This window comes from Nocardia sp. NBC_00881 (assembly GCF_045207455.1).
Classification (GTDB): domain Bacteria; phylum Actinomycetota; class Actinomycetes; order Mycobacteriales; family Mycobacteriaceae; genus Nocardia.
This window is the reverse complement of record NZ_CP108798.1, coordinates 1,703,375-1,725,627: the sequence shown is the minus strand read 5'-3', so window position 1 is coordinate 1,725,627 and position 22,253 is coordinate 1,703,375. Positions and strand designations below refer to the sequence as shown.

At 65.8% G+C, this 22,253-nt stretch carries 20 protein-coding genes and 3 pseudogenes; 8 read left to right on the top strand and 15 right to left on the bottom strand.

Annotated elements, in window-relative coordinates; all coding sequences use genetic code 11:
- Positions 1-5: 5 nt before the first annotated feature.
- A complete protein-coding gene (locus OH799_RS06925; protein ID WP_406276855.1) occupies positions 6-401 on the top strand; it encodes a winged helix-turn-helix transcriptional regulator in 396 nt (131 codons plus the stop codon).
- 103 nt (positions 402-504) lie between these two features.
- Here the strand turns inward: OH799_RS06925 and OH799_RS06920 are convergent, their stop codons facing one another.
- From OH799_RS06920 to OH799_RS06890, 7 genes and pseudogenes are all read right to left on the bottom strand, one after another.
- Positions 505-657 carry a hypothetical protein gene (locus OH799_RS06920; RefSeq protein ID WP_406276853.1) on the bottom strand — a complete coding sequence of 51 codons (153 nt, stop codon included), beginning with the start codon at positions 655-657 and terminating at the stop codon, positions 505-507.
- Between the two features lie 84 nt (positions 658-741).
- Positions 742-3,715, bottom strand: a pseudogene (locus tag OH799_RS06915) (Tn3 family transposase).
- Positions 3,716-4,017: 302 nt separating this feature from the next.
- Positions 4,018-4,182, bottom strand: coding sequence for a hypothetical protein (locus OH799_RS06910; protein WP_406276851.1), 165 nt, complete (start codon positions 4,180-4,182; stop codon positions 4,018-4,020).
- Positions 4,183-4,262: 80 nt separating this feature from the next.
- The gene (locus tag OH799_RS06905; RefSeq protein ID WP_406276849.1) at positions 4,263-4,385 is read right to left on the bottom strand and encodes a transposase; all 123 of its coding nucleotides are present in this window, start codon (positions 4,383-4,385) and stop codon (positions 4,263-4,265) included.
- 735 nt (positions 4,386-5,120) lie between these two features.
- A complete protein-coding gene (locus OH799_RS06900) occupies positions 5,121-5,717 on the bottom strand; it encodes a cupin domain-containing protein (protein ID WP_406276847.1) in 597 nt (198 codons plus the stop codon).
- Entirely contained in the window at positions 5,707-6,822 is a 1,116-nt protein-coding gene (locus OH799_RS06895) for a 4Fe-4S binding protein (RefSeq protein ID WP_406276845.1), read from the bottom strand. Before OH799_RS06895 ends, OH799_RS06900 begins: the two co-directional genes overlap by 11 nt.
- Positions 6,819-7,793, bottom strand: coding sequence for a 4Fe-4S binding protein (locus OH799_RS06890; protein ID WP_406276843.1), 975 nt, complete (start codon positions 7,791-7,793; stop codon positions 6,819-6,821). Before OH799_RS06890 ends, OH799_RS06895 begins: the two co-directional genes overlap by 4 nt.
- Before the next feature lie 316 nt (positions 7,794-8,109).
- On the opposite strand from OH799_RS06890, the gene OH799_RS06885 reads away from it, so the two are divergent.
- Positions 8,110-8,508, top strand: a complete 399-nt coding sequence (locus tag OH799_RS06885; RefSeq protein ID WP_406276841.1) for a hypothetical protein — start codon at positions 8,110-8,112, stop codon at positions 8,506-8,508.
- Here OH799_RS06885 and OH799_RS06880 read toward each other — a convergent pair.
- Positions 8,467-10,443: a neutral/alkaline ceramidase gene (locus OH799_RS06880; protein WP_406276839.1), complete on the bottom strand. Its 1,977-nt coding sequence runs from the start codon at positions 10,441-10,443 to the stop codon at positions 8,467-8,469. The genes OH799_RS06885 and OH799_RS06880 overlap by 42 nt on opposite strands.
- A gap of 265 nt (positions 10,444-10,708) precedes the next feature.
- Here OH799_RS06880 and OH799_RS06875 point away from each other — a divergent pair, with 265 nt between their 5' ends.
- Complete coding sequence (locus OH799_RS06875; protein ID WP_406276837.1) at positions 10,709-10,984, top strand: aldo/keto reductase; 276 nt, start codon at positions 10,709-10,711, stop codon at positions 10,982-10,984.
- Positions 10,985-11,189: 205 nt separating this feature from the next.
- Here the strand turns inward: OH799_RS06875 and OH799_RS06870 are convergent, their stop codons facing one another.
- Positions 11,190-11,819, bottom strand: a complete 630-nt coding sequence (locus OH799_RS06870) for a hypothetical protein (protein WP_406276835.1) — start codon at positions 11,817-11,819, stop codon at positions 11,190-11,192.
- Positions 11,812-12,088 (bottom strand): annotated as a pseudogene (locus tag OH799_RS06865) (hypothetical protein); the annotation flags it as partial. The gene OH799_RS06870 and the pseudogene OH799_RS06865, both read right to left, overlap by 8 nt.
- Positions 12,089-12,727: 639 nt before the next feature.
- Here OH799_RS06865 and OH799_RS06860 point away from each other — a divergent pair.
- The 3 genes from OH799_RS06860 (at position 12,728) to OH799_RS06850 (ending at position 15,438) form a co-directional block, all read left to right on the top strand.
- Entirely contained in the window at positions 12,728-13,279 is a 552-nt protein-coding gene (locus OH799_RS06860; RefSeq protein WP_406276833.1) for a CAP family protein, read from the top strand.
- A 160-nt stretch (positions 13,280-13,439) separates the two neighbouring features.
- A complete protein-coding gene (locus OH799_RS06855; protein WP_406276831.1) occupies positions 13,440-14,315 on the top strand; it encodes a helix-turn-helix domain-containing protein in 876 nt (291 codons plus the stop codon).
- A gap of 7 nt (positions 14,316-14,322) precedes the next feature.
- Entirely contained in the window at positions 14,323-15,438 is a 1,116-nt protein-coding gene (locus OH799_RS06850; RefSeq protein WP_406276829.1) for a serine hydrolase domain-containing protein, read from the top strand.
- 37 nt (positions 15,439-15,475) lie between these two features.
- On the opposite strand, the gene OH799_RS06845 is transcribed toward OH799_RS06850, so the two are convergent.
- Positions 15,476-15,883, bottom strand: a complete 408-nt coding sequence (locus OH799_RS06845) for an LLM class flavin-dependent oxidoreductase (RefSeq protein ID WP_406276827.1) — start codon at positions 15,881-15,883, stop codon at positions 15,476-15,478.
- Positions 15,884-15,970: 87 nt separating this feature from the next.
- Here OH799_RS06845 and OH799_RS06840 point away from each other — a divergent pair, with 87 nt between their 5' ends.
- Entirely contained in the window at positions 15,971-17,161 is a 1,191-nt protein-coding gene (locus OH799_RS06840) for a cytochrome P450 (RefSeq protein ID WP_406276825.1), read from the top strand.
- 80 nt (positions 17,162-17,241) lie between these two features.
- Here OH799_RS06840 and OH799_RS06835 read toward each other — a convergent pair.
- The 3 genes and pseudogenes from OH799_RS06835 to OH799_RS06825 all read right to left on the bottom strand — a co-directional run.
- Positions 17,242-17,799, bottom strand: a pseudogene (locus OH799_RS06835) (IS21 family transposase); the annotation flags it as partial.
- A 254-nt stretch (positions 17,800-18,053) separates the two neighbouring features.
- A complete protein-coding gene (locus OH799_RS06830) occupies positions 18,054-18,299 on the bottom strand; it encodes a hypothetical protein (RefSeq protein WP_406276823.1) in 246 nt (81 codons plus the stop codon).
- 635 nt (positions 18,300-18,934) lie between these two features.
- Positions 18,935-19,837 carry an NADP-dependent oxidoreductase gene (locus OH799_RS06825; RefSeq protein ID WP_406276821.1) on the bottom strand — a complete coding sequence of 301 codons (903 nt, stop codon included), beginning with the start codon at positions 19,835-19,837 and terminating at the stop codon, positions 18,935-18,937.
- Positions 19,838-19,848: 11 nt separating this feature from the next.
- Here OH799_RS06825 and OH799_RS06820 point away from each other — a divergent pair, with 11 nt between their 5' ends.
- On the top strand, positions 19,849-21,243 hold the full coding sequence (locus OH799_RS06820; RefSeq protein WP_406276819.1) for a LuxR C-terminal-related transcriptional regulator: 1,395 nt from the start codon (positions 19,849-19,851) through the stop codon (positions 21,241-21,243).
- A gap of 213 nt (positions 21,244-21,456) precedes the next feature.
- On the opposite strand, the gene OH799_RS06815 is transcribed toward OH799_RS06820, so the two are convergent.
- The gene (locus tag OH799_RS06815) at positions 21,457-22,233 is read right to left on the bottom strand and encodes a class I SAM-dependent methyltransferase (protein ID WP_406276817.1); all 777 of its coding nucleotides are present in this window, start codon (positions 22,231-22,233) and stop codon (positions 21,457-21,459) included.
- Positions 22,234-22,253 lie beyond the last annotated feature (20 nt).

Genomic DNA, 22,253 nt, shown 5'->3' with positions numbered 1-22,253 from the left:
CATTCATGTCACTGCGCAACAGCTGTGTTCCCGACCAGGTCAACGGCGGGGAGGTGTGCACAGTTCTCGACGTCCTCGGCCGGGTGAGTGGCAAGTGGAGCATCGGCGTCCTGATGGAGGCGACCCGCGGACCGGTGCGCTTCACCGAACTGGAGCGCGCGATCAATGGCATCAGTCGACGGATGCTGACGCTGACCCTGCGCAATCTGGAGCGAGACGGCTTGCTGGTGCGCACCGTGTACCCCACCGTGCCACCCAAGGTCGAATACATCGCCACCGACATGGCCCGCGAGCTGTACGACCACCTGCTCGGCCTCACCGAGTGGGCCGAACGTCACCGTGCCACTATCGCCCGCGCCCGCGACGCACACGACAACCCCGTCCCACAACACCGCTCATGAGCAACGGGCGGCGAGCAAACAAACATCGCGAAGGTGAGCGGTTCGGAGATGTCGAGATCGCGTGTCGCGGTTGCCGGGGTCGTCGACTGGTGAGATCGCCTATTCAACCTTCGGGGGTTCCGACGATGTCCAACCTTCGGGTGATCAACCGGGGTGCGGTGACGTAGCGGCTCCAGGTGGCTGCGGCCTCGGCGGCACGCTTCGTCGTGGTGACGGGGTGATAGCCGAGGGCATCGGCGACGACCGGGGCGGGCATCTGCTGAGCGGCCTCGCTCGTGCACCTGGCGACTCGGTTCCGAACCGTTCTAGACAGTGCGGGCGAAGAGTCCTTGCTCAGCCATCAGTTGTCGTCGGAGCTGCCGGGATCGCGCAGCGGTCGGTGGGCGCCGGCGAGGTCGGGCAGGTGGAAGGCGTAGTGGCCGTCGATGCCGATGTGGTCGCGGATGAACGCCGACAATCGTTGCGCGTCGGTGTCCAGGACCGGATAGTCCTGCTCGCGTAGCTGATCCAAGGCGCGGTTGCAGTAGACGGTGTTCCACAGCACGACGCAGTTGAGCACCAGCCCGAGCGCGGACAGCTGGTCCTCCATACCCTCGTAGTAGGTGCGCACCATCTCGCCCTTCATGCCGTGGTAGATCCGCCGGGCCAGGTCGTGGCGTCCTTCCACGAGGTTGGCTTGAGTTTTCCCTTCGCGTCGGTAGGGTTCGTCGTCGGCCAGGCGCAGGATGTGCAAGGTCTTGAAGATCCGTCCGTAGTGGGCGATGGCCTGGCCCAACGGGGTCGGGTTGCCGTCGCGGGAGATCATGCGGGTGACGTCGTGGGCGGAGACCTCGCCAGAGTGGATCGACACCGCGACCCGGCACATGTCCTCCCAATGCGTGGTGATCTTCTCGGTGTCGATGTGGCCGCGGGCGGCGTGGTTGAGCGGCCCGTAGTCGGCGTTCGGGTCGAAGCGCCACAGCCGTTGGTCGGGCAGGTTCGCCAGCTGGGGCCGGTATTGGCGGTCGGCGAGGTGGATCAGCCCGAACACGATGTCGGAGTAGGAGCCGGTCGGTGATGATCGCTTCGGGCACCTTGCCGCCCTGCTGGAGTTGCACGACGTCGACGAAGTGCAGAGAGTCGCGCGGTGTCCCGCGCACCACCTTCGCCGCCAACCCGGCCGCTTGGTCGTTGAGCATGTTCAGCCAGGTGATGCCGCGTTTGCGACCGAAGTATTTCGGGTTCGGCCGCGCGTGGATGGTGCGGACCGGGACCACGAAGCGGATACCGTCTACCGAGGCGAGCAACCCACCGCCCCAGGTCTGCGCCAGCGACACCTCGGCTTGGGCCTCGATCAACGCAACGTTGGCCCTGGTCAGCGTCTCCAGCCGCACATAGTGCTGGTCGACGTGGTGGAGCCGGTCGCGGGTCAACGCCTCCACACCGGGGCTGGTCACCGGTTTGAAACCCACGTTCATCGCGTGCGCGCACAGCACCGCCGCGACCGACAGCCCGAGATCGGCGACGCGGGCGTCGTTTCCGGAGGCATGGGTGAACGCCTCGGTGAAACCGGGCACCCACGACGTGACTTCGAGGACCAGCTCGGGCAAGTCGATCTCGGGGACCATCCGCTCGACCCGACGGCGCAGATCGACCAGCGACGGCGGGTCGGGAACCGCTTTGAGCGCGACCAGGTGCAGCTTGCCGTCCTCGTCGACGGTCGCCGGGCCGTCCCCGTCCAGGCGTGATGCGACCTCGCGGTAGGCGGTGTCGAGCGCGGCCGCGTGGTCGGTCAGCAGTGCTTTCGGGTCCGCCGGCAGGCTCAGCGCGTTCATGCCCACCTCGCGGGTCCGCTCCCACACCTCCCCGGAGAGCAGGTGCGCTCGAGGGTCACGCCACCGCGAGGAGGACGGGGCGAAGATGTTGCGGTGCTTGAGATGCCGGTGGAACTGCTCGCGCAGGCACAGCGTGTATGCGGCCCGGTCGACAGTCTCCGGCGGTCGGCCTTCCCGGTAGACGAGGCGTTTCCAGGCGCCGCCGATCAGGTCGTGGTCGACCTTGCGGGCGTCGAGCCAGGTCGCGGGCAGCTTCGTCTTCGTGGTCATCAACTCCGCGAGGGTCTTCATCGCTGCCAACACCGGAGCACCGTCGGTGCTGGCCCCGAACTCGACGGTGCCCATCATCGACGGCAGGAAGATCCGGACCGTGGCCAATCGACCCGACAACTCCTCGAGGCGTTGCCCGTTCAGTTCGGCGTCATCGACCGGAACCAACTCGTCGATGACCGCGACCGCGGCACGCAACTCGCTCTTGGTGGCCGTGTGCTCGATGTGGTCCCACATCACCTCCAAGCTCAGATCCGGCTTCACCTCGGTCATCTCCAGCAGCACCTTCACCGCCGCGGCGAGCCTGCCCGCGTAGCGCGACACTCGTGGGTACCGGCGCAGCTTCTCCTCGCGGGACTCCCGCTCGGCCTTCGACATCAAATCGGTGACCATCAACAGATCGAACAACTCGAGCACATCGTCGGTCGCTCGCGCCGAGAGCACCCTCACCGTCGCGACCAGCACCGCCACACGGTGTTCACGCGGCTCGAGACGACGCAGCTGCGCCGCCTTGCTAGACAACCCATAAGTCGCCAAACCGACCAACCGTCGCGGCGGAACCGCTGACATATCCACCGCACCGACCACCGCCACCAACTCGGCCAACCGGTTCACCGCCGCTACCAGGCCCCTCGAGCTGGCACGGAACACGCCCTTGCGCAGGCGTTCCAGCTCACTGACCCGTCGTTTGCCGTCCACCGGTGCGTCCAGAAGCGCCGACAGCGCTGTCCACGTCGCCGCCGGAACCTGGCTGGCAAGCTGAGACCACAACCGTTGGTCGGCAGCCTTTCGGCCCTCCACGACCAGCCTCTCCAGCGTCGTGATGCCCGGCAACAGGGCTTGGCGGGCACGCAGCCAGGCCACCGCGTCGGCAAAGATGGCCTTCGGCCCGTCGCCGGTCATCCACGCCTGGTCAGCGATCCACGCCGCCAGCTCCGCCTCCACCTCTGCGAACGCGGTCAGGCCGTACTCCTGCTGGATCTCGTTCGCGTGCTCGAAACGGGTCATCCGCCGATCGGCGTAACTCTTCACACACGAGGGATCATCGATGCCCAACTGCTCGGCCAGATACTCGACCATCTCCGACGGAACCTCCAACGGGTCGGGCAGGAACATCCCCAGATGGCGGACCGTGATCATCTGCACAGCGAAGCCAAGCCGGTTGTAGTCGCGGCGCCGCAACGAGACCAGCCGCCGGTCCTCGTCGTCCAGATGGAAGAACCGTTCCATCTCCACGCGCGAGTACGAACCGAACCGGCCGTAGCCCTCATCCATCACCGCGACATGAAATCACCTACAGCGCAACGCCGCTCACCAACGAGCCACTCTGTTGGACCAAAGGGTCTCCGGCCGAACCTACGCCCTTAGCGCTACTTTTCGCGGAGATGTTCCTGCACTGCCTGCACGGGCTGCCGTAGGTGCGGCCGTAGTCCTCGAACTCCTTGCCGATCGCCGCGGTCAACTGTTCACGGCGCTGCCGGCGCGGTGTGGGCTCACGGTCGTTCCACTTGTAGAACCACGACTCGCTGACATCACGAGCGGGGCAGGAAACGGCGTGCGGGCGGGACACCGTATTCGGCCCTCTGGGAGGCGATCAGCCGGGCCGCGCTCACTTGGTCGCCTCCTTCACCCACTCCGACCACTGATCGCTCGAGCACATCACGCTCCGTCGCCAGCTCGGCGTTCTCACGCCGCAACCGCAACAGCTCCTCGCGTTCGGACTCGCTGAGCAGGTCACCGGCTGCTCCGTCGCGCTGCTGCCGGGCAACCCAGGTCGTCAGCGTGCCCTCGTTGCCCCCAGCTCACGGGCAACCTGCGCGACCGGCCGCCCGGTCTCGCGCACGATCCGCACCGCACCCTCACGGAACTCCCGATCGAACTTGCGTCTCTTCTCCGCCATCCGGCCTTTCCTCTATGGTCAGGCCTCCACGGTACGAGGGGAAACGCACATGTGCTCACCACTCGGATCGTGGTCGCCGATGTGCAGTACCCGCGTGGCGACTCGTCGTGACGCCGCGAGTCGGGAATCCGCGGCGGCTGGGGGCGCAGCTGTCGGGCGCATCGTCCCCTCGACGAGGACGTCCCCTGGCGCGCGGTCGCCGAACTCGCCGCCGGTGACCTCGGCGACGCCGGGATCGAGCTGGCCGCACTCGTCCCGGTCGCCACCGACCTCACCGCCGTCGCTGCTCCGCTCTCGTCGGCGACGGTGCCAGGAAGCCGACCGGGCTAGCTGCCGATGTCACCGCGGGCACCGACCCACCACCAGTTCCACACTGTCGGATCTGGCCGACCTCGTCCGTCGAGGCGGTGCCGCCGCGCAGTTCTACACGTCCGGAGTGCACGTCACCGGCTACGACGCCGGTGTCGGCGAGCTCCTCGACTGGTTCAGCAGCAAATCGACCACAATTGACACTGAACCAGCCCATGGCGACGGTGGCAGAAGTCCGGCGACTCGTTCGCTGGGCATCTGGGCCTCGGGTCGATGCCTTGTTGATCACCATCCGACCACACCGTGCACGGAATACGCCAGGAAGAGCTTCCACACCCGCAATGATGATCCGTGCGGTTTGTGTACGCACACGTATGGTTGTGAACCGACCGGCTTGCGGCCGAACCGTGCCACGACACCCGCCGGTCAACGGAAGATGTGGGCGCGTAAGCCCGCTGCCAGGGCATGACCTTGGTGCTTTGCGAAACGGGTGGCAGCGGGCAGCAGGATCCGCCGCTGCACACCGAGCGGAATTCCCGCCGCGAATGTCACCGAACCCGGTGTCCCCAGCATCATCAGTAGATGTGGCAGGTGAAGTTCCTGCTGCGAGTTCACCTTTCCGTCCCGCAGCGCCTGCCCGAGGGTTCTGGCGAACGACAGTAACCAAACCGGTCCCGGCGTGTAGAGGCTGCGGACGACGATGGGCGCGTCGGTGTTGTTGTACGGATCGGTGTGGGGCACACCGGGTTCGATGATCATCTCGTCGCCGGGCGACAGCGTGCGGGTACGCCCGCCATTCCGATAGCGGGCCTGCGCGCCGGCGAGCAGGAACGAACGCTGGACGACGCCGGTGTGGACGTGCACCGGCGCGCGTCCGGTTCCCGGCGGCAGTACCCGGGTCATGCCCAGATACTGCTGTCCGGCGACGAAAAACCAGGGATGAATCTCGAGCCGCGCGCCGCCTTCGCCGGCATAGGTCTCGAAGATCGGCAGATCCCGCCGCAGGTCGCCGTCACTGGTCATGACGCTCCGGCACCGGATCGATCTCGGGTTCCGGCACCGTCATCCGGCGGGGATGACGAACCGTCTTGTGCGGAAACCTGGACTGGACATGTGACTCGGCGGCCGAGCCGGTGTCGACGTAGACGTACTCCGGTTTCCGCATCAGGGGCGCCACCACGTCGCGAGCGTGACCGTCCGGGTCGGTGAGGAAGTTGCCGAGCACGTCGGTACCGGCCGGGCACACCGCGACGCAGTATCCGGCGCGGAACTGTGGTTGGAACGACAGACTCTGCCACACGGACAAGGTCTCGCTGGGTGTGACCCGCCGCCGATAGTCGTCCGCGTCCGCGCTGTCCACCACCTCCTCGACCCAACCCGCGAAGTTGGACAGCTCGTGATGATTGTTGTGCGTGTAGCAGGCGTCGAACTCGAATCCCCCGTCGGCATGGATCGCGCCGACCGGGCAGGTGATCACGCACAACCCGCAGTCGATGCACGGATTCGACAGGACCGGTTGCGAGTACCGGGAGACCGGCCGGTCGATCAGAATCGTGCCCAGCACGATGAAGGTCCCAAATTTCGGGTGAATGACGTTGCGGTGCAACCCCATCTGTCCCAGCCCGGCGGCCACCGCCACCAGCTTGTGCGAGACCACCCAGCTCCGGTTGGGGAATCGGTGGATCTCGGCCGGGAATCCGGATGCCGGATACAGCGCGCGCACGCCGCGGCGCTGCAGTTCTAGGCAGATGTGCCGGGCGGCTTCGTGCGCCAACTCCTGGGTGGTGGCGACATCGCGGTTGGCGGCGCTTGTCGATCTGCTCTGCAGGTTGTCGCGACTGGTTCGCAGGCAGAATCCGATCAGGGTGCAGGTGCCCGGCAGTGCCTCGAGGACGTAGTCACGTTCGCCCTCGAGGCCGGGCGTTGCCAGCGCCGTGAATCCGACGTCGTCGACGCCCGCGCCCAGGCATATCTCGCGCAGCCAGTCGGCGTCGAGGTCCGCGGGCTCACCGGCGGGCGCCTGCTCGGCTCGGGCCCGCGCGGCCGCGACCGTCGGATGCGGCCGCTCACGCGAGCCTCGCTCGACCGGGACGTGCAGCGGATTCCACAACCGCTCGGCGTCGTTCATTTCGGCTCCGGCGCTGCGTCGACACCATCGGGCGGCATGATCCCGGTATCCACGTAGCGCACCGTCTTCTGCTTGTACATCTTGCGCGCGTGGGCTTCCGCGTTCGATCCGGCGCTGACGTAGATGTTCTCGGGTTTGCGCTGTACCGGGCGCAGCACCAACTGCAGGTGGCCCTTGCGGTCGGCCAGATACGGCCCGATCACGTCCTCACCGGCTGGGCACACCGCGACGCAGTAGCCGGAACGATACTGGCGGCGTGACTGCATGGTGGTTTCGCCCGGGCTCATGCGCTGGTCGTAATCGTCGGCGTCGGTGCTGTCGGCCATGGTTTCGACCCAGTCGGCGAAGTTGTTCACGAACTGGTTGTAGGTGTGGGTGTAGCAACTGTTGAAGTCGAAACTGCCGTCGGTGTGTATCGCGCCCACCGGGCACGCGGCCACGCACAGATTGCAGCCCAGGCACGGATTCCAGTCCAGCGGCCGGGAATACGGTGCGATCCGCGCGTCGGTCAGCACGGTGCCGAGCCCGATGAAGCTGCCGAACTTCGGATGGATCACGCAGCGATGAATTCCCATGTGGCCCAACCCCGCAGCCACCGCCACCGGCTTGTGCGACACCGTCCAACCACGGCTCGGCAGTCGGTGCGCTTCGACGGGAAACGTCACCGACGGGTACATGGCACGAAATCCACGGTCCTGCAACGTGATACTGATCTTGTGGCCGATCCGGTCGAGCACCGGTATCGCGGTGTCGATCTCGGTATTGACCATGCTGGCCGCCCGGCTGCGAAAGTTGTCCCGCGCCAGCCGCACACACACCGCGATCAGCGAGCGGGTGCTCGGAAGCGCTTCGCGCACATAGTCGACCTCCCCCTCCAGGCCAGGCGTGTCCAGTGCCACGAAGCCGACGTCGTCAGCTCCGGCGTCCAGGCACACCTGCCGCAGTTCGGCCGCATCCAATATACCGGTCATGTCATACCTCCCAGAGATACAGACACCGCCTGGGACGAAAAATCATCGGTGGGACCCGAGATCATCGGTGGAGCTCTCGACCGATGGCGCGCACCGGCTCATCCGGTTTGCCGATGGCTGGCGCTGCGTCGGATCGTCGAGCAGCACCGCCATGTGGTGGGGCCAGCGAATTCCAGCGCCGTTTGTAGGTGAATTCCTACGCCGCCCAGTGGTCTCCTAGACGAGTAAGTCCGAAGTCTGGGCCTGCGGAAATGGTGAGGGTCTCGATGATCCGTGTGTGACGACAGACCTCGAGACCCTCATCACGGCACTGTAGGTGAAGATCGATGACGAGTTGGCAGGCCCGCGATGGACCGGCCGTCCACCGGTTTTGACCGGCTCCGAACTGGTCTGTGTCGCCGTCGCCCAGGCCTTGCTCGGATTCACCTCCGAAACACACTGGCTGCGATATGCCCGCAAGCACTCGAGGGGTATGTTCCCGGATCTGCCTCAGCAGTCCGGCTACAACAAGCGCCTGCGGGCCGGACTCGGCCTGGTCAAGCGGGTCATCCGGATGCTGGCACGATCCAGCGACTTCTGGCTGCATGACTGCTGGATCGTGGACTGTACCCCGGTGCCCTGCGGCAACAGGCCCAGCGAGCGAGTCCGGTGCGGATCGCGGATGTGGGTGTGGTCATTTGCCGTGATCCTCATCGTGGATCCGGAACTCGGGTGAGGTGCCGCTGAAGGGAACGCGGTCGTCGCCGAGCTTCACGGCGTCGCCGAAGTACCGGATCCGGTAGCTGCCGGGTGTTGCGTCGGCCGGGCTGTGCCAGACGATGGTGACTCGCGAGCTCTGGGCGGGGCCACGCGACCAGCTGAAGGTGGTCGTCCAGTCGCCGTCGTCGGCGATCGTTCGCCAGCGATCCCCGTTCCGGCGCTGCACCATGAGGTAAGTCTTGCCGCGATGCAGGTCGTGGTTGGGGTGCGCACCGGCGAATTCGACGCTCACTCGCTCCCCGGCGCGATACGCCGGCTCCGGCTCGGTGAGCACGTCGCCGAAGTTCCGTCCCACTGGCGGAAAGTCTGGCGGAGGTGTGGTTTTCGACGGCCGCTGCAGCTCCGACAGATCGGGTGCCGCGGCACCGGACGGTACCGCGTTGCCGTCGTGCATCGCGGTCGCGAGCTGCGCCGCGATCTGCTGCAGGGCCGGCAGCTCCCATCGACCGAACAAGGTGCTCGCGCCCTCGTAGTGCTGTACGACGTACTCCTCGGGAGTCGTGACGTAATGGATATAGGCATTGGTGTATCCGGCGACCAGGACGTTGGCCAGCTCGGCGCCGAGGATGGCCGCCACGGTGCGCCGCAACCGGAGGCCGGCGGTGATCGTCACCTCGCCCGGAATACCGAGCAGATACAGCTCGCCGATTTGGACGAGTTGCACCGGAACGATCTCTTGCACGTACGGCCCGAACCGATTGAGCAGCCTGCCCGGAGCAACGATCGCCTTGGGCGCCTGCACATCCCGCAATGCGGGCGCGAACCGATACGCCAACCGCGACAGCAGATCCCAGCCCGGATTACGGCCTTCGTGAAAGGTCTTCCAGTGGGTAGGTCCGTCGAACCCCGCGCCGGCGAAGGCGGCCGCACCCCAGGCAGGTCTGCCGGTGCGGTGCTCGCGCCCGTCTCCGGTGAACTCCGCGGACACGGTCACCGCGGACAGATCGATATGCACGAAGCGGTAATCGATGCTGCCGGCCATTCGAGGCATGTACCCCGCGGCGAGTTTCGCTGCGGCCTCGTATTGGCGCAGGCCGAGGATCCGGGTGTTCTCGAACTCGTCGCCGGTAGGGCCGTGACCGGGCCTGCCGTCCAGGTTGGGCGACATATCACCGGCGTTGGTCTGCGCGAATGCCGCGACGAAGTCGGGGTCCGGATCCGCCAGGTAGTCCACGCCCTCGACCACGCGCTCCCAGTGATAGGCCGCGTATCCCTTGTTGTCGCCGCTGATCAGCGTGTTTCGGTTGGTCATCGACGTGCCGTGCGAGGCGAACCAGTTGATGGCGCCGACCGGTTCGCCCTCGCGATCGATGCGCAGCAAGGTCGTCTGCGGGTCGATGGCGTCGGGGAAGGAATCCTTGTCCTCCTGCGGATTTCGGTCGAATGCCGCACGAGAGCGATTGACGCTGGCCTCGCGCAGCTCGCCGTGTATCAGGCGCAGGGTGGCCGGTGCGAGATCCTCGTGTGCCCGCTCCACCGCCTCGACGATGCCGTCGACGATTGCCGCGAAGGTCTTGGGGCGGAACCCGATCGAGCTGTTGTAAAACCGGTGGTGCGAATAGCCGCCGGGCCCGCAGTGGGTGTGGGTTGCGGTGAGCATCACGTTGGACTCGGTGTAGGTGTCGCCGAAGCGCTGAACCAGGCGGTGCAGCACCTCCTGGGTGATGCTGGAGAAGATCAGGGGGAGGTCGGTCACGACCAGCAGCACCCGCCGATCGGAGATCGGGTCCACGAAGACGAAAGCGCGGGCTCGCAACCGGATGTGTATTCCGGTGGTCTTCTGATCGGCCTTGCCATAGCCGAGCATGCCGACCTCGGCCGGTTCTCCGGTGATGTCGGCAATGGCGCGCCCGACCAGGTGGCGGTCGGTCGAATACTTCTTTTCCGGCATCAACCTCTGTCTTCCGTCCTGTTGGCACCGGCCCGCGGCAGCCGTCCGGATTCATTACACCGACAACTAGCGAGAGCGAAGTCGGAATTGTGTTGTGTGAACTGTGGTTTCGTTATTTCCATACGACGATGGAGGGTGGTTTCGTGGCAAGCGCGGCGGGACTGTCGACCATGAAGGTTCCTACACGATCTTCGGAGCCTCACCGTGGCTGCTGTGTCATCGTCTCCTATCGCCATGCTTTCGCGCCACCTGCACTCGGGATCAGATGCTGGGAATCGGCGGGCCCACCACCAATCTCGGGTTACCGATCGGCTGGGGGCCTATCGACCACGACGATGCGCTGCAGGGCCTGCACCGCGCCTACGAACACGGCGTCACCCTGTTCGACGTCGCCGACGTCTACGGTCACGGCCGCGCCGAACGGACCCTCGGACGGTTCGTTGCGCACATACCCCACGACAGGCAGCGTTGGCCGAGCGTTGCAGGCATGACCACAACGCGACGCGGATCAGTCCACTGGGGTCTGGACCGGCAAGGGTGATCTTTCCATTGACGCAGTCGCAGCCGAAGTTGCCTCCGCTGAGCCGAACGTATTCGTCCACATCGGGAATCTGGTTCGCCTCGGACGCGGTGCGTACGAGGCGGCCGTCGTATCGGTATTCCAATGCCCTGGCCGACCAGCCGAGGCCGAAGACGTGGAAGGCTGGATTACCGTGCAGTGCCGGTGCGGCCACCTCAGCTCGGGGTCACCCCCAGATGATCGGCTTGCGGCCGTAGTCTTGGCCCTGTTCCTTGGCGCCGGGGTCGGCGTAGGACGCTTTGGTCACCGTAGCCGAGCCGGGCGCCAGTACTACGGAGCAGGTCTGGTACGTCGCTCCATTCGTAGTGAAATCCTTACCCGCACTTTCGTTGTCGCACTTCTCGAATGTGCCTATCACGGCGATCTTCTTCGCTTCCTTACCATCGGCCAGTAGGCCGCCGAGTGAGCGCAACGATGAGTTGGCGAATTCCGAGCCGCTCTCATTACTGACCTGGATCCGCACGTAGTAGGGGGTCATACCCGCGGCCTTGTCTCCCAATTTCAGCGAAGCGAGATCGGCGGGGTCGCCTTTGTCGATCTTGGTTACGGTGATTCCGACCGCGCCGTTCTTCTTCTGAAATTCGAACGGAACGATCGCCTTGCCGCCGATCGACAATGTGGTCCCGGCCGGTGTGAACGCCGCGGTCGACTGCTGCTCCGCGGCTGTCGTGGGTACCGCGGAGAGTTTGGCCGTCGTCTGCGTAGTGGGTGTGGCCGACGGCTCGTTGTCCGAACATGCAGCCAGCGCCAGTCCGGTGGCGATGGCGAGCAAGGCGGGCAACTTGTGGCTACGCACAGCAGAAACTCCTTGAATTCCCCCGGGTTTGGTGCACACCGGGTTGTCTGTCTCCAGCTTGTTGCTGGGTCAGGTTGGCATAGTAGTCGGCTTCGTACTCGACCGGTGGTGTGCGGCCGAGCCGATGCATGAGCCGGGATTCGTTGTACCAGGAGATCCAGGTGAGCTGCTCGACATCGAGAGGCGATGCAGCGGGCCGAACCAGAACGGGAGTCCTCGCGGATCGCTTCGGTCTTGTAGAGCCCAATTGTGTTCCCTGCCAAGGCGTTAGTGTGTCCTGAAGGTGGCAGGGAGGTCGTGATGTAGAAGCGTGAATCTTGTTGTCGCTGTGCTGTTGTGGAGATGGAGGTAGGTCCATCGGCATCGGCATGCAAGTGCAGGTGTCAAACCGCCCCGAGCTGCTGCGGTGAATGAGTCGTGGTGGTGAGCGTCCGAGGAAAAGCCGCACAGGATGTGGCAGGTGTGGGCCGAGAAAGGCACCGAAATAGGGCGTACTACCGCGTGTCCGTCGGGGACGAGGTGCGGATGACCAGCGATCAACCGCCGGTCGCTAAGCAGTTACTTCGGATAGCGGCGCACTATCTGAAGGTTGTTCGAGGACCGAACTGGCGCTGAGCCGCCCCGCTGCGCGATCGAGTCGCGAACACTGGCGGTAGCGCCGGCGCGACTCAGGCGATCCAGACTCTCTTGTACGGATGGGCTGCTACCCGTATTTCTTTGCGCCGATGTTCCTCAGATCCCCGATATGTGCCACCTCCCTGAAGGGGCCGGGCGCATGTCGGGAATTTGAGGAACAGTGCGGCGAGACCCGGTAGGCTCACCGGGTCCCGAAATGTTCACGGCCTGTGGGCTTCCGGGGGTATGTGTGGTTCGTTTCTGTTGGGTCTGCTCTGCCTCGGGAGGTCGTCGTGCGTGTCGGTCGGTTGGTGTCGGTTGTTGTCGCGGTGATGCTCGCCGCGCTCGTCGCCGGCGGAGGCCCCGCCGCCGGACAGAGCGATTACGCGCAGACCGGGCTCACCCTGCACAACAAGTACCGGGCCGAGCACGGTTCCCCCGCCATGACCTTGACCCAGAACCTGAACAACCTGGCCCAGCAGTGCGCGAAGTACTACGCCGCCAAGGGCTCGATCGATCACAGCTGCCCCTACAAGAACGGGGCCGGGGAAAACCTCGTCATAGCCGAGGGCAACTTCGGCGGTGTATCCCTTGTCGATATGGGCACGAGGATGTGGTACGACGAGATCAAGGACTACGACTTCAACGACCCCGGATTCCGCTTTGCAACCGGGCATTTCACGCAGGTGGTGTGGAAGGCCAGCACGCGACTCGGTATCGGGTGGCGGCAAGAGTGTCGCCGTCGCCCTCTACAACCCACCCGGCAACGTGGAGGGACAGTACCCCCAGAACGTGGCCCGCCCTCGCTGATCCTGGCCTGTCCACGGCGATCCTCCCGGCCGTAGCGTGACATTCTCGTGGATGTTCCCGGACCCCCGTTCAGCGCGCCTGCCCTAGAACACGCGATAGGCGGCTACTTTTCGTGCGTTCGGTGTAGGCGTCGATATCGTCCGAACGGGCCTGCGTGGGCGATGGTGGGTCCTCACCTTTCCGTAGCCTGGACGGGTGGGAGCTGCAGACTTCGGCCGCGAGCCTGATGGGGGGTGGGATTTCGCAGGTCCGGCCGATGCCGTGCCGCCGCTGGGCGCCGCGATCATTGGTTACCGCGATGCGGGTGGCGCGGGGTTGGATCTTCGGGTTGCCGGGACAGCGGCGATCACCGTGGTGATCGAATTCGGGGATCGCGAGCTGATCGTCGACGACGCTGTCGGGCGGCGGACCCTCGGAGGCTTCGTTGTCGGGCTTCCCGCCGAGGCCATGCGCGTCCGTGGCGAGCGGGCAGAGTGCATCGAGGTTCGCTTGTCGCCGATACAGGCGTATTCGCTGTTGGGTGTTTCCCCAACTGATTTGGGCCGGGGTGTGGTCGCTCTGGAGGACCTGTGGGGATGGCGAGCTCAGCGACTGCGTGAGCAACTCGCGTCCACCCGGACCTGGGACGAGCGTTTCGCAGTGGCGAAATCGTTTCTGGCACAATGCGAAAGGCCGATGCGGACGCCTGACCCGGAGGTGCTTGCCAGCTGGAATCGCATACTCACCTCCCGTGGCCAGGTGAAGATCGGTGAGCTCGCCGAATCCCTCGGATGGAGCCATAAGCGGCTGTGGGCGCGGTTCGAGTCCCAGATCGGCCTAACACCCAAGCGGGCGGCGATGCTGGTCCGGTTCCGGTACGCGGTCGACGGTCTGCTGGCGGAACGACCCGCTGCCGACGTCGCGGCGGACTGCGGGTACACCGATCAGGCTCATCTATGCCGAGACGTGTCGATATTCGCGGACCACACGCCAGGGGCACTGAGGGCGCACTATCTGCCCACCATCGCCCGGCACCGGTACCGGGCCTGGGGAAGATTTTTCCAATACCGGGCGGGAGCGGTCGGTCGATAGTGGTGGCGTGATCAACACATTCGATCCCGAGAAGCTACAGACCGCCCTGGAGACCGTCCATCGCGCGGGCATGCCCGGAGTTTTCGCCGAGGTGCGCGACGACCAAATCTGGGGTGGCGCCACCGGAGTCGCCGATGTCGCCACCGGCCGCCCCGTCACGGCCGATATGCGACACCGCGTCGGCAGCATCACCAAGACGTTCACCGCTGCCGCTGTGCTGCGGCAGGTCGACGATGGCGAAATTGAGCTCGACACACCAATCGGCCACTACCTGCCACGGCTGGTTCCCTGCGAACGAGGTGCGGCAATCACGGTCCGGATGTTGATCAACCACACCAGCGGCCTCGCCGAATACCTCCCGCATGCCTACCCGTCACTCGCGGCCTTCCCCGCCTTGGCGAAAACGACACCGGAGAGCCTGGATGACAACCGGTTCACCCGGTTTCACCCGACCGAGCTGATCGAGATGGGGGTCTCAGCGCCTGCTGCCGGGCCCCCGGGTGGCACCCCGGGGGTGTACTCGAACACCAATTACCTGCTCATGTGTCAACTCCTGGAGTCGGTGACCGGTACCTCGGCGGAGAAATGCATCACTCGCGACATCATCGAGCGGGCCGGGCTGCGGGACACTGAGCTCCCGGCCGGACCGTATGTCCACGGACCGCACTCACTGCACTACGAGGCGTGGTTCGGCATGATCGACCCGCCGCGCGACTACAGCGTCTATGACATGTCGTGGGTGGGGCCGTCGGCTTCGCTGATATCGACTGTCGCGGACCTGAACCGATTCTTCGGCCTGCTGCTGGCCGGCGAGATCATCAGCAGATCGTCGCTGGCGCAGATGCAACGTACCGTTGCGGTCATCTCCTTCGAGGGAAAGACACTCGACTACGGCCTCGGCCTGCAGAAGATGACGGTGCCCGGTCACGGCACATACTGGGGCCATGAGGGCTCCGTCTGGGGCGGCGGCGCGATGTCCATGACCAGCGCTGACGGCAGACGGCAAATGTCCATCGCGGTGAACCTGCAGCGATGGAACCAACTCGACTCCTCGGGGAAGCCACAGCCCCACCCCATCGACGACGCACTTCGGGCTCTCACCCAACTGGCGCTGTGTGGTTGATACACCAGCTGGAGGGACCAACAGTTCGCGGCGCGGGTCACGGTCGAGCCGGAGTGAGTAGGGCCAGGATGTGCGCCGCAAACGAATCCTGTTGAGCGACTGAAGAACATCGCCAGAATCGGAGCTGGACAGCGGGTGTCACCGCGTCAGATGTTCGCGCTGGTCTGCTGTGTGCGGGCGGTATCGAGGAGATCTTCGCGGCGCATCGTGGCGTTTTGGTTCCATTCGCGGGCAGCAAGTTGGGAAACTGCACGAGGTTGTCGAAACAGAAGAATTCGCCCCGGAAACTGATGCCCTCCTCGCAGCCGGACCACAGCAGACGCAGCACGTCGATCGCTTCGTCAGCACGTCGTCCGCGGGCACGGAAGTCGACACCGGTCGCCGCGGCTTCCCCAGGAAGGGTGCCCAATCCTATTGTCAGCAATCGCATCCGGCCCTTGGACAAGGTAGTGGGGTGTCAGCGCCGGGCGGGCCGCGGCCGGCCGTCGCGTCAGGATCTACCGGGCGGTGAGAATCAGCTTATCGTTGATCAATGAAACCCTCTGACTTCCTGCGCGATTCGCGCTTCCGCGATCCCGGCCCCGCCTTCATCGAGGACGGCACCGCGCATCTGCGCAGCCACAAGGACATCTGGCGGGCCATGATGGACACCACCGGTGCCGAGTTCACCCAGGACGCCTCCTATTGGCTGCCTCCCGAGCAGCCATGGCATATCACCTGGTCGTTCGTCTGGGCTGCGGGCGTGCGGCGAGCCGACGGCTCCCCGGGGCGGCACCGTGTGCTGCGCGACCTCGTCGAGCCGTGGTTCCGCCACCGTGCGGTGCAGACTCTCACCGGAGAGGTCGGGAACCTGACCGGCCAACTGCTGCGGGCGATCGTGGACAAGGGAACCGGAACGGTTGACCTGGCCACGGAACTGGCTTACCCGCTGGCGATGCGGACCACGTGCGCGCTGGTCGGGCTGCCCGCGACGCTGGAGCCGTGGCTGGCCGACTACATCGATCAGTACCAGCGCACCCCGGGGCTGGACCAGGTCGCGCCGGAGCCGCCGGAGGTGCGGGCCTACTTCTGGGATGTGGTCAAGCAGCGCGAGGCGGCGCCGAAGGACGATCTGATCGACGTGATCATCGCCGCCTGGCGCCGCGATGAGATCACCGACGACGAGGTGCTCGGCTATCTGTGGGGATTCTTCGCGGCGGGCAAGGACACCACCGGCACCCATATCGCGAACCTGTTCGCGTTGCTCAGCGAGTTCGATTTGCTCGGCGAGGCGCGGTCGAGGCTGGACGACGATGAGTGGATACGCACGGCCGGCGAAGAGGTGCTGCGGTTCTGCCCGCCGTTCCCCGTCGGCCCGGCACTGACGGTCTCCGACGTCGAACTCGGCGACGGGGTGACGCTCCCGGCGCGGACGCCGGTGTCGTTGTGGTTCAGCGCGGCCAACCGCGATCCGGCGGTCAGCGGCGAGAACGCGGACACGTTTGATGTCACCCGGTCCACGAACCGGCACCTGGCGTTCGGCTCCGGCCTGCACCGCTGCTTCGGCGCACCGTTGGCCCGGATGGAGGCCAATGTGGCGTTCCGGGCGACGCTGCGGGCCCTGCCCGGACTTGAACCCGACCCGGACGGAGAATTCCAGCGGTATGCCGGCATCGTGGACGGGGTGAACGCCGCGCCGTTCCAGTTCGACCAGCGGGCGGCGGAGTCGCTGGTCGCCGACTGATCCGGCATGCGTTGGCGCGTGCCGGTTCGGGGAGCCGGTGGCCGATCAGTCCTGCTCGATCAGCCGGTGCTCGCCGGGGCCAGCAGGATCTCGAGTTCGGCGGCGAGGCGGGTGTTGCCGATCGCGGCCGCGCCGACAAGGAACGCTTCGGCGTCTTCACCGAGGGCGCAGAACTGTCGCTCGGCAGTGGTTTTCGGGTGCGGTTCGAGCACCAGCAGTGCGCCACAGTCGAGGACGATCTGCACTTTCTCGCTGATCAGGCGGGTGAGCACCGAGTAGCGTGCCGATCCGTAACGAACGCACGACAGCCGGTCGACGGTGCGGGTGACCGATGGTGCGCCGATCTCGAGCCGCAGCGACGGCGACGGCCGCAACAACTCCCGCTCGCCGGGGACCGCGCAGATCTCCGAATGCACCAGCAAGTTCACCTCCGCGCACCAGGTTTTCGCTGCCGCGTTGGCCTCGCGCAGGCTCACCGCCGCCCCGCGCATAGCGGCCTCGGTCAATAGCGGCACCGCCAGATCACGCTGGGCATACCCACACAGGTTCTCCACGATGCCCTTCGATTGGGGATCGCTGGCATGGCACCAGTCCGGTGAGAATCCGTAATGCGTTGCGAGCTGGATATATGGCGACGTGGCCGACATTGTGCCGCAACGGCAAGTTGTTCACGATCGATGACCACGTGGCGCTGTTTTCGAGCACCAGCAGCAGGTTCCCGTCGCCTACTCGCTGGAGCCTGCCCGGTTCGACCTCGTCCAAGGGTTGTCTACTCAGCAGCGACGGAGGGGCCGGCACTGCGGACAGCACTTCGCACAGACGTGCGTCGTCTTTGAACAGCGGGCCGAAACGCATTGTGCCGAGCACCTTCTCCGGCATCTCGAAATCGGCCTCAGACCCGAACCCGGCGGAGCGAGGTCCTTAGCGAGATCGACCAGCAGTTGGCCCAGTGCGTCCGGAACTTCAGGATCGCGGAGCGGTGGGCGCGACAGGATCGCGCGAGGTCTTTGTAGAGGGTGAGCACACCCTCGGCGGACTTCTTCAGCTCCGGGATGTCTTCATCGACATGGGCGGCGTCGGCGGTCTCGTTCGCGAATGTCTTCGCCAGCTGGTCCAGCAGGATCGGCAGGTTGCCCACACCCGATTCGGAGGTGAGCGTTTGTCTTTCAGCAGGAATTTCGCTGCGCCGGAACGCAGAGTGGTGACGATGTATTCATCGGTGTCGAAGGTCGTCAGCATCGCCACCACCGGCGGCTCGCTCATCGCCCGCACCTGGCTCAGCACGGTCAGCCCGTGGACTGCGACCGGGATCGCCAACTGGCCGTTGCGAGTGACCATGTGTTCCGCCTTCGAGACGGTGGTGACGGTGGCGACCCCGGGAAGTGCGGGTTGGATGCGATCGGCATGCCGGGCTGCCACCCGAGCGCCTTCAGGATCGGGCTCTCGGCGACGCGTCCCGCGCCGGTGAGCAACGCTGACCCGTAGACCACATGGACCCGTTCACGGGAGGGGCCGCTGACCACCCCGCACGAATACGCCGTCGTCATCCCGCCGCGCCACGCAGGCGGGTGTTCACGTCGAGTTCCCGCCCGTAGGGGAGAGCAGCCTGGAGGTCCGGGCAGTCGAACAGATCTCGGCTCCGTGCCGAGGTTATAGTGCTCGTGCCAGGTCCAGGTGGGGGGTGAGCGGCAGGTCGCCTGGTGCCATGTGGACGGAATCGCCGTTTACCAGTGTCCGCACCCACTCTCCTGTGGCCGGGGCCGTCCTACGTCGCTACGGGATCAGGACCACCTTCCCGCCCGGGTGGCCGGTCTCACTCAGTTCGTGTGCTCGGCCGGCGTCGGCCAGCGCGAAGCTCGCGGCGACGCGCACGCCGAGCGCGTCATCCGCGACGAGCTGGGCGTAGTCGGCGAGCTGCACCCCGAACCGCCGGTTACTGCCGGAGAACACGATGCCCAGGTCGAAGGCCCGCAGGTCGGTGATCGTCACGATCCGGTCGGTACCGCCGCGCAGTTCGATCGACACCTCCAGGGCGGCCTGTCCGGCGACGTCGAAGACCGCGTCGACGCCCTGCGGCGCGAGAGCCCGGACCCGGTCGGCGAGTCCGTCGCCGTAGGTGACCGGGATCGCGCCGAGCGAGCGCAGGTAGTCGTGGTTGCGCGGTGACGCGGTGCCGACGACGGTGACGCCGCGAGCCACCGCGAGCTGGACGCCGAACGCGCCCACTGCTCCTGCTGCGCCGTGCACCAGCAGCGTCTCCCTGGTCGTCACCCCGAGGGTGTCGAGCACGCGGTCCGCGGTCTCCAGGGCCACCGGCAGCGCGGCGGCGGTCTCCCAGCCGAGGCCGGCCGGCTTGGGTGCGAAGTCGTCGGCCAGGGCGTACTCGGCGTAGGAGCCGGTGACGGTCCAGGCCACCACCTCGTCGCCCACCGCGACACCGGTGACGCCCGCCCCGACCTCGTCGACTACGCCGGCCGCTTCCAGGCCGGGGATCGCCGGCAGGGACGCGGGCGCCATGTCCTGCATCCAGCCCCTGCGGATCTTGTAGTCCACCGGGTTGACGCCGGCGGCCGCGACTTTCAGCCGTACCTGTCCGGGTCCGGCGTGCGGCTCCTCGACGTTCTCCAGCCGCAGGACCTCCGGACCGCCGTACTCGCCGTAAACGATCGCTTTCATCTCTTACTCCCATGATCGGTGACTGCTCCATCCTGGAGGAGGACCGGCTCCAGGATGGCCAGTCGTTCGGCCAGTTCGCCCTGGCCGAAAGAGCAGCCGGGACGTGCGCCGCGCCCGTTATGCTCGGAGCCATGGACCTGATGTCGGCCGTCGAGGTGATCCGGGCACCGTTGAGCGAGACCCAGTCGCGGCTGTCCGCGGCCTTCGCCGAGGCGATCCCCCACCGGGCGCTCGCCCAGTTGTCCGCCAACTGCCCGTTCGCGCCGTTCAAGACCTACGGTAAGTCGCCCGGCGCGCCCAGGTCGTCCGTCACGATCGCTGACCTCGCCGCGATCCGACCGCTGGTGCCGGCGCGGGGCGCCTGGCAGGGACGGGCCACGATGGCGGGCGTCGAGGTGCCCGTGCTGGCCCTGGCCAGCAACGCCACCGAGCAGGGCGCGCTGCTGGTCCTGGTGCGGACCGAGGACACCCCGGTGCCGGAGAAGGACCTGGCGCCCGCCCTGGCGGTGTGGGACATGGTGACCGCCCACTGGGAGGGCCTGCGGAATGAGGCCGCGCCCGAATGGCTGGCCGTGTCCCGGGCGGCCGCGGCGGCACGCGCCATGGCCATCTCCGACCTCGGCGACGCGCACGGGGCCGCGCTGACAGCCCTGCTCGGCGTCCTGCGCGACCGTTCTCTGGGCGACGGGGATGCCCGGACCCGCGCCGTCGACCTCGCCGTCACCGCGCTGGTCGAGCTACGTTCACGGGCCGAACTGGACCTCGCGATGGCAGAGGAGCGGGTCGGCGACGCGTTCGACCGGCTTGCCGAGTCGCTGAGCCGCGTCCTGCGCCCCCGCGGCGTGCTGCTGGAGCTGGGCACGCCCGGCGCGGAGGAAGGCGCGGACCGGGTGCTGCCCGCCGACGTCGCTGCCACGGCCCGTGCGGTGGTCCGGGCCGTCGTACACGCAATGCTGGACGACCAGCGGCAGGTACGGCGGATCCATGTCGGCTGGAAGATCGGCGCGGCCGAACTGCGCGCGACTGTGCGGGACGACGGCCCCGGCGCGCTGTCCCGCGGCGCCCTCGACGCGCGCCGGGTCGGGGAACGGCTGGGCCCGCTGGGCGGGCGGCTGGAGGTGGACGCGGTGCCGGGCTGGGGCACGACGGTGACCGTCGAGGTCCCGCTCGGACCGCCGGACACCCCACGCGAGGACCCGCTGACCGTGCTGGGCGCGCGGGAGCTGGAGGTGCTGGGTCAGCTGGCCCGCGGTCGGCGCAACCGGGATATCGCCCGGGAACTGCACATCAGCGAGTCCACGGTGAAGTTCCACGTGGCGAAGATCCTGGACAAGCTGGGCGTCGGCTCACGCGGCGAGGCGGCCGCACTGGCCCACGAGTGGGGTGCGGCCACCGCGCGCGCCTAGCCGCTGCTTTCGATTCATTCCTTCTCGGGGTCACCCTGTCCCTTGTGCGCCGACATCGCTGCCGCGTCGGAGCTGAGCATCTTCGCTATCGCCGTGGCTGCCTGCCGCCACTGGCATTGCTGCTGTCGGTCGAACTGCTCAATACCGCACTCAAACGACACCGAGACGAAACCACCGGCCAACCCGCACGCTCGGCTCCAGGAGACATGCCGCCTATTTCAGACAGCACCGGATTATTCGATATTCCAAGATTCTCTGGCGCATCATCTCATAAAGTTCTGAACCCGGAACCGCAAGGAAGCTATTCATGGCTTCACTCTCCGATCCGAAAGCTTTCACACTCTGGGGTGCCGCCTCATCGCGAGAGGCGAGAACATTGGCCGTAATGTCACGATCCGCTTTTACTACGAAACCGAGCCGCAAAAGCTCCGAACGAATATAGTCCCACTTCTCAAAGGGCTGTAGATCAGTGTAAAGAAACCAACCACCCGGCTTCAACACTCTCTTGACTTCACTCAGAAATTTACCCAGATCAGGGTATCCGTGAGACGATTCAATATTGACGACAACATCGTGCACCTTGTCTTCGAATGGCAAATGTTCAGCATCGCCGACGTCAAAGCGCGCCGACGGTGCGCCACAGTTGTTGCGGCAAAACATGACCGCCTCAGGAGATAAATCTATCCCAACTATCTCCACATCGAACATTTTCGCAATAAGCCCAACTGTCCCCCCGCGTCCGCAACCTACGTCCAGGATCGTTCGCCCATCCAGTTCCGTAGTTCCGATCAACTCCAAAACCAGCCGTATAGAGTTTCCGTTCAGCGAATGGGCGGGAACATCGACTTTTGATTCGTCACCATCACCAACGGACACGTAACCATAATTCAAGAAAGTTGCCGCATCTCCTACTCCTGATGCGGCCAAACGTCTCGAAATATCGTCGTACATTCTACGCAAGCTCATCTTATCGGCAGGAAACATCACCATATGAATAACCTTTGTACTCG

Excerpts from the sequence above, each read along its gene's own strand:
- OH799_RS06925 (WP_406276855.1), top strand. The coding sequence starts at position 6 with ATGTCACTGCGCAACAGCTGTGTTCCCGACCAGGTCAACGGCGGGGAG.
- OH799_RS06920 (WP_406276853.1), bottom strand. The coding sequence starts at position 657 with ATGCCCGCCCCGGTCGTCGCCGATGCCCTCGGCTATCACCCCGTCACC.
- OH799_RS06905 (WP_406276849.1), bottom strand. The coding sequence starts at position 4,385 with ATGGCGGAGAAGAGACGCAAGTTCGATCGGGAGTTCCGTGAGGGTGCG.
- OH799_RS06900 (WP_406276847.1), bottom strand. The coding sequence starts at position 5,717 with ATGACCAGTGACGGCGACCTGCGGCGGGATCTGCCGATCTTCGAGACC.
- OH799_RS06895 (WP_406276845.1), bottom strand. The coding sequence starts at position 6,822 with ATGAACGACGCCGAGCGGTTGTGGAATCCGCTGCACGTCCCGGTCGAG.
- OH799_RS06890 (WP_406276843.1), bottom strand. The coding sequence starts at position 7,793 with ATGACCGGTATATTGGATGCGGCCGAACTGCGGCAGGTGTGCCTGGAC.
- OH799_RS06880 (WP_406276839.1), bottom strand. The coding sequence starts at position 10,443 with ATGCCGGAAAAGAAGTATTCGACCGACCGCCACCTGGTCGGGCGCGCC.
- OH799_RS06875 (WP_406276837.1), top strand. The coding sequence starts at position 10,709 with ATGCTGGGAATCGGCGGGCCCACCACCAATCTCGGGTTACCGATCGGC.
- OH799_RS06840 (WP_406276825.1), top strand. The coding sequence starts at position 15,971 with ATGAAACCCTCTGACTTCCTGCGCGATTCGCGCTTCCGCGATCCCGGC.
- OH799_RS06825 (WP_406276821.1), bottom strand. The coding sequence starts at position 19,837 with ATGAAAGCGATCGTTTACGGCGAGTACGGCGGTCCGGAGGTCCTGCGG.
- OH799_RS06820 (WP_406276819.1), top strand. The coding sequence starts at position 19,849 with ATGATCGGTGACTGCTCCATCCTGGAGGAGGACCGGCTCCAGGATGGC.
- OH799_RS06815 (WP_406276817.1), bottom strand. The coding sequence starts at position 22,233 with ATGGTGATGTTTCCTGCCGATAAGATGAGCTTGCGTAGAATGTACGAC.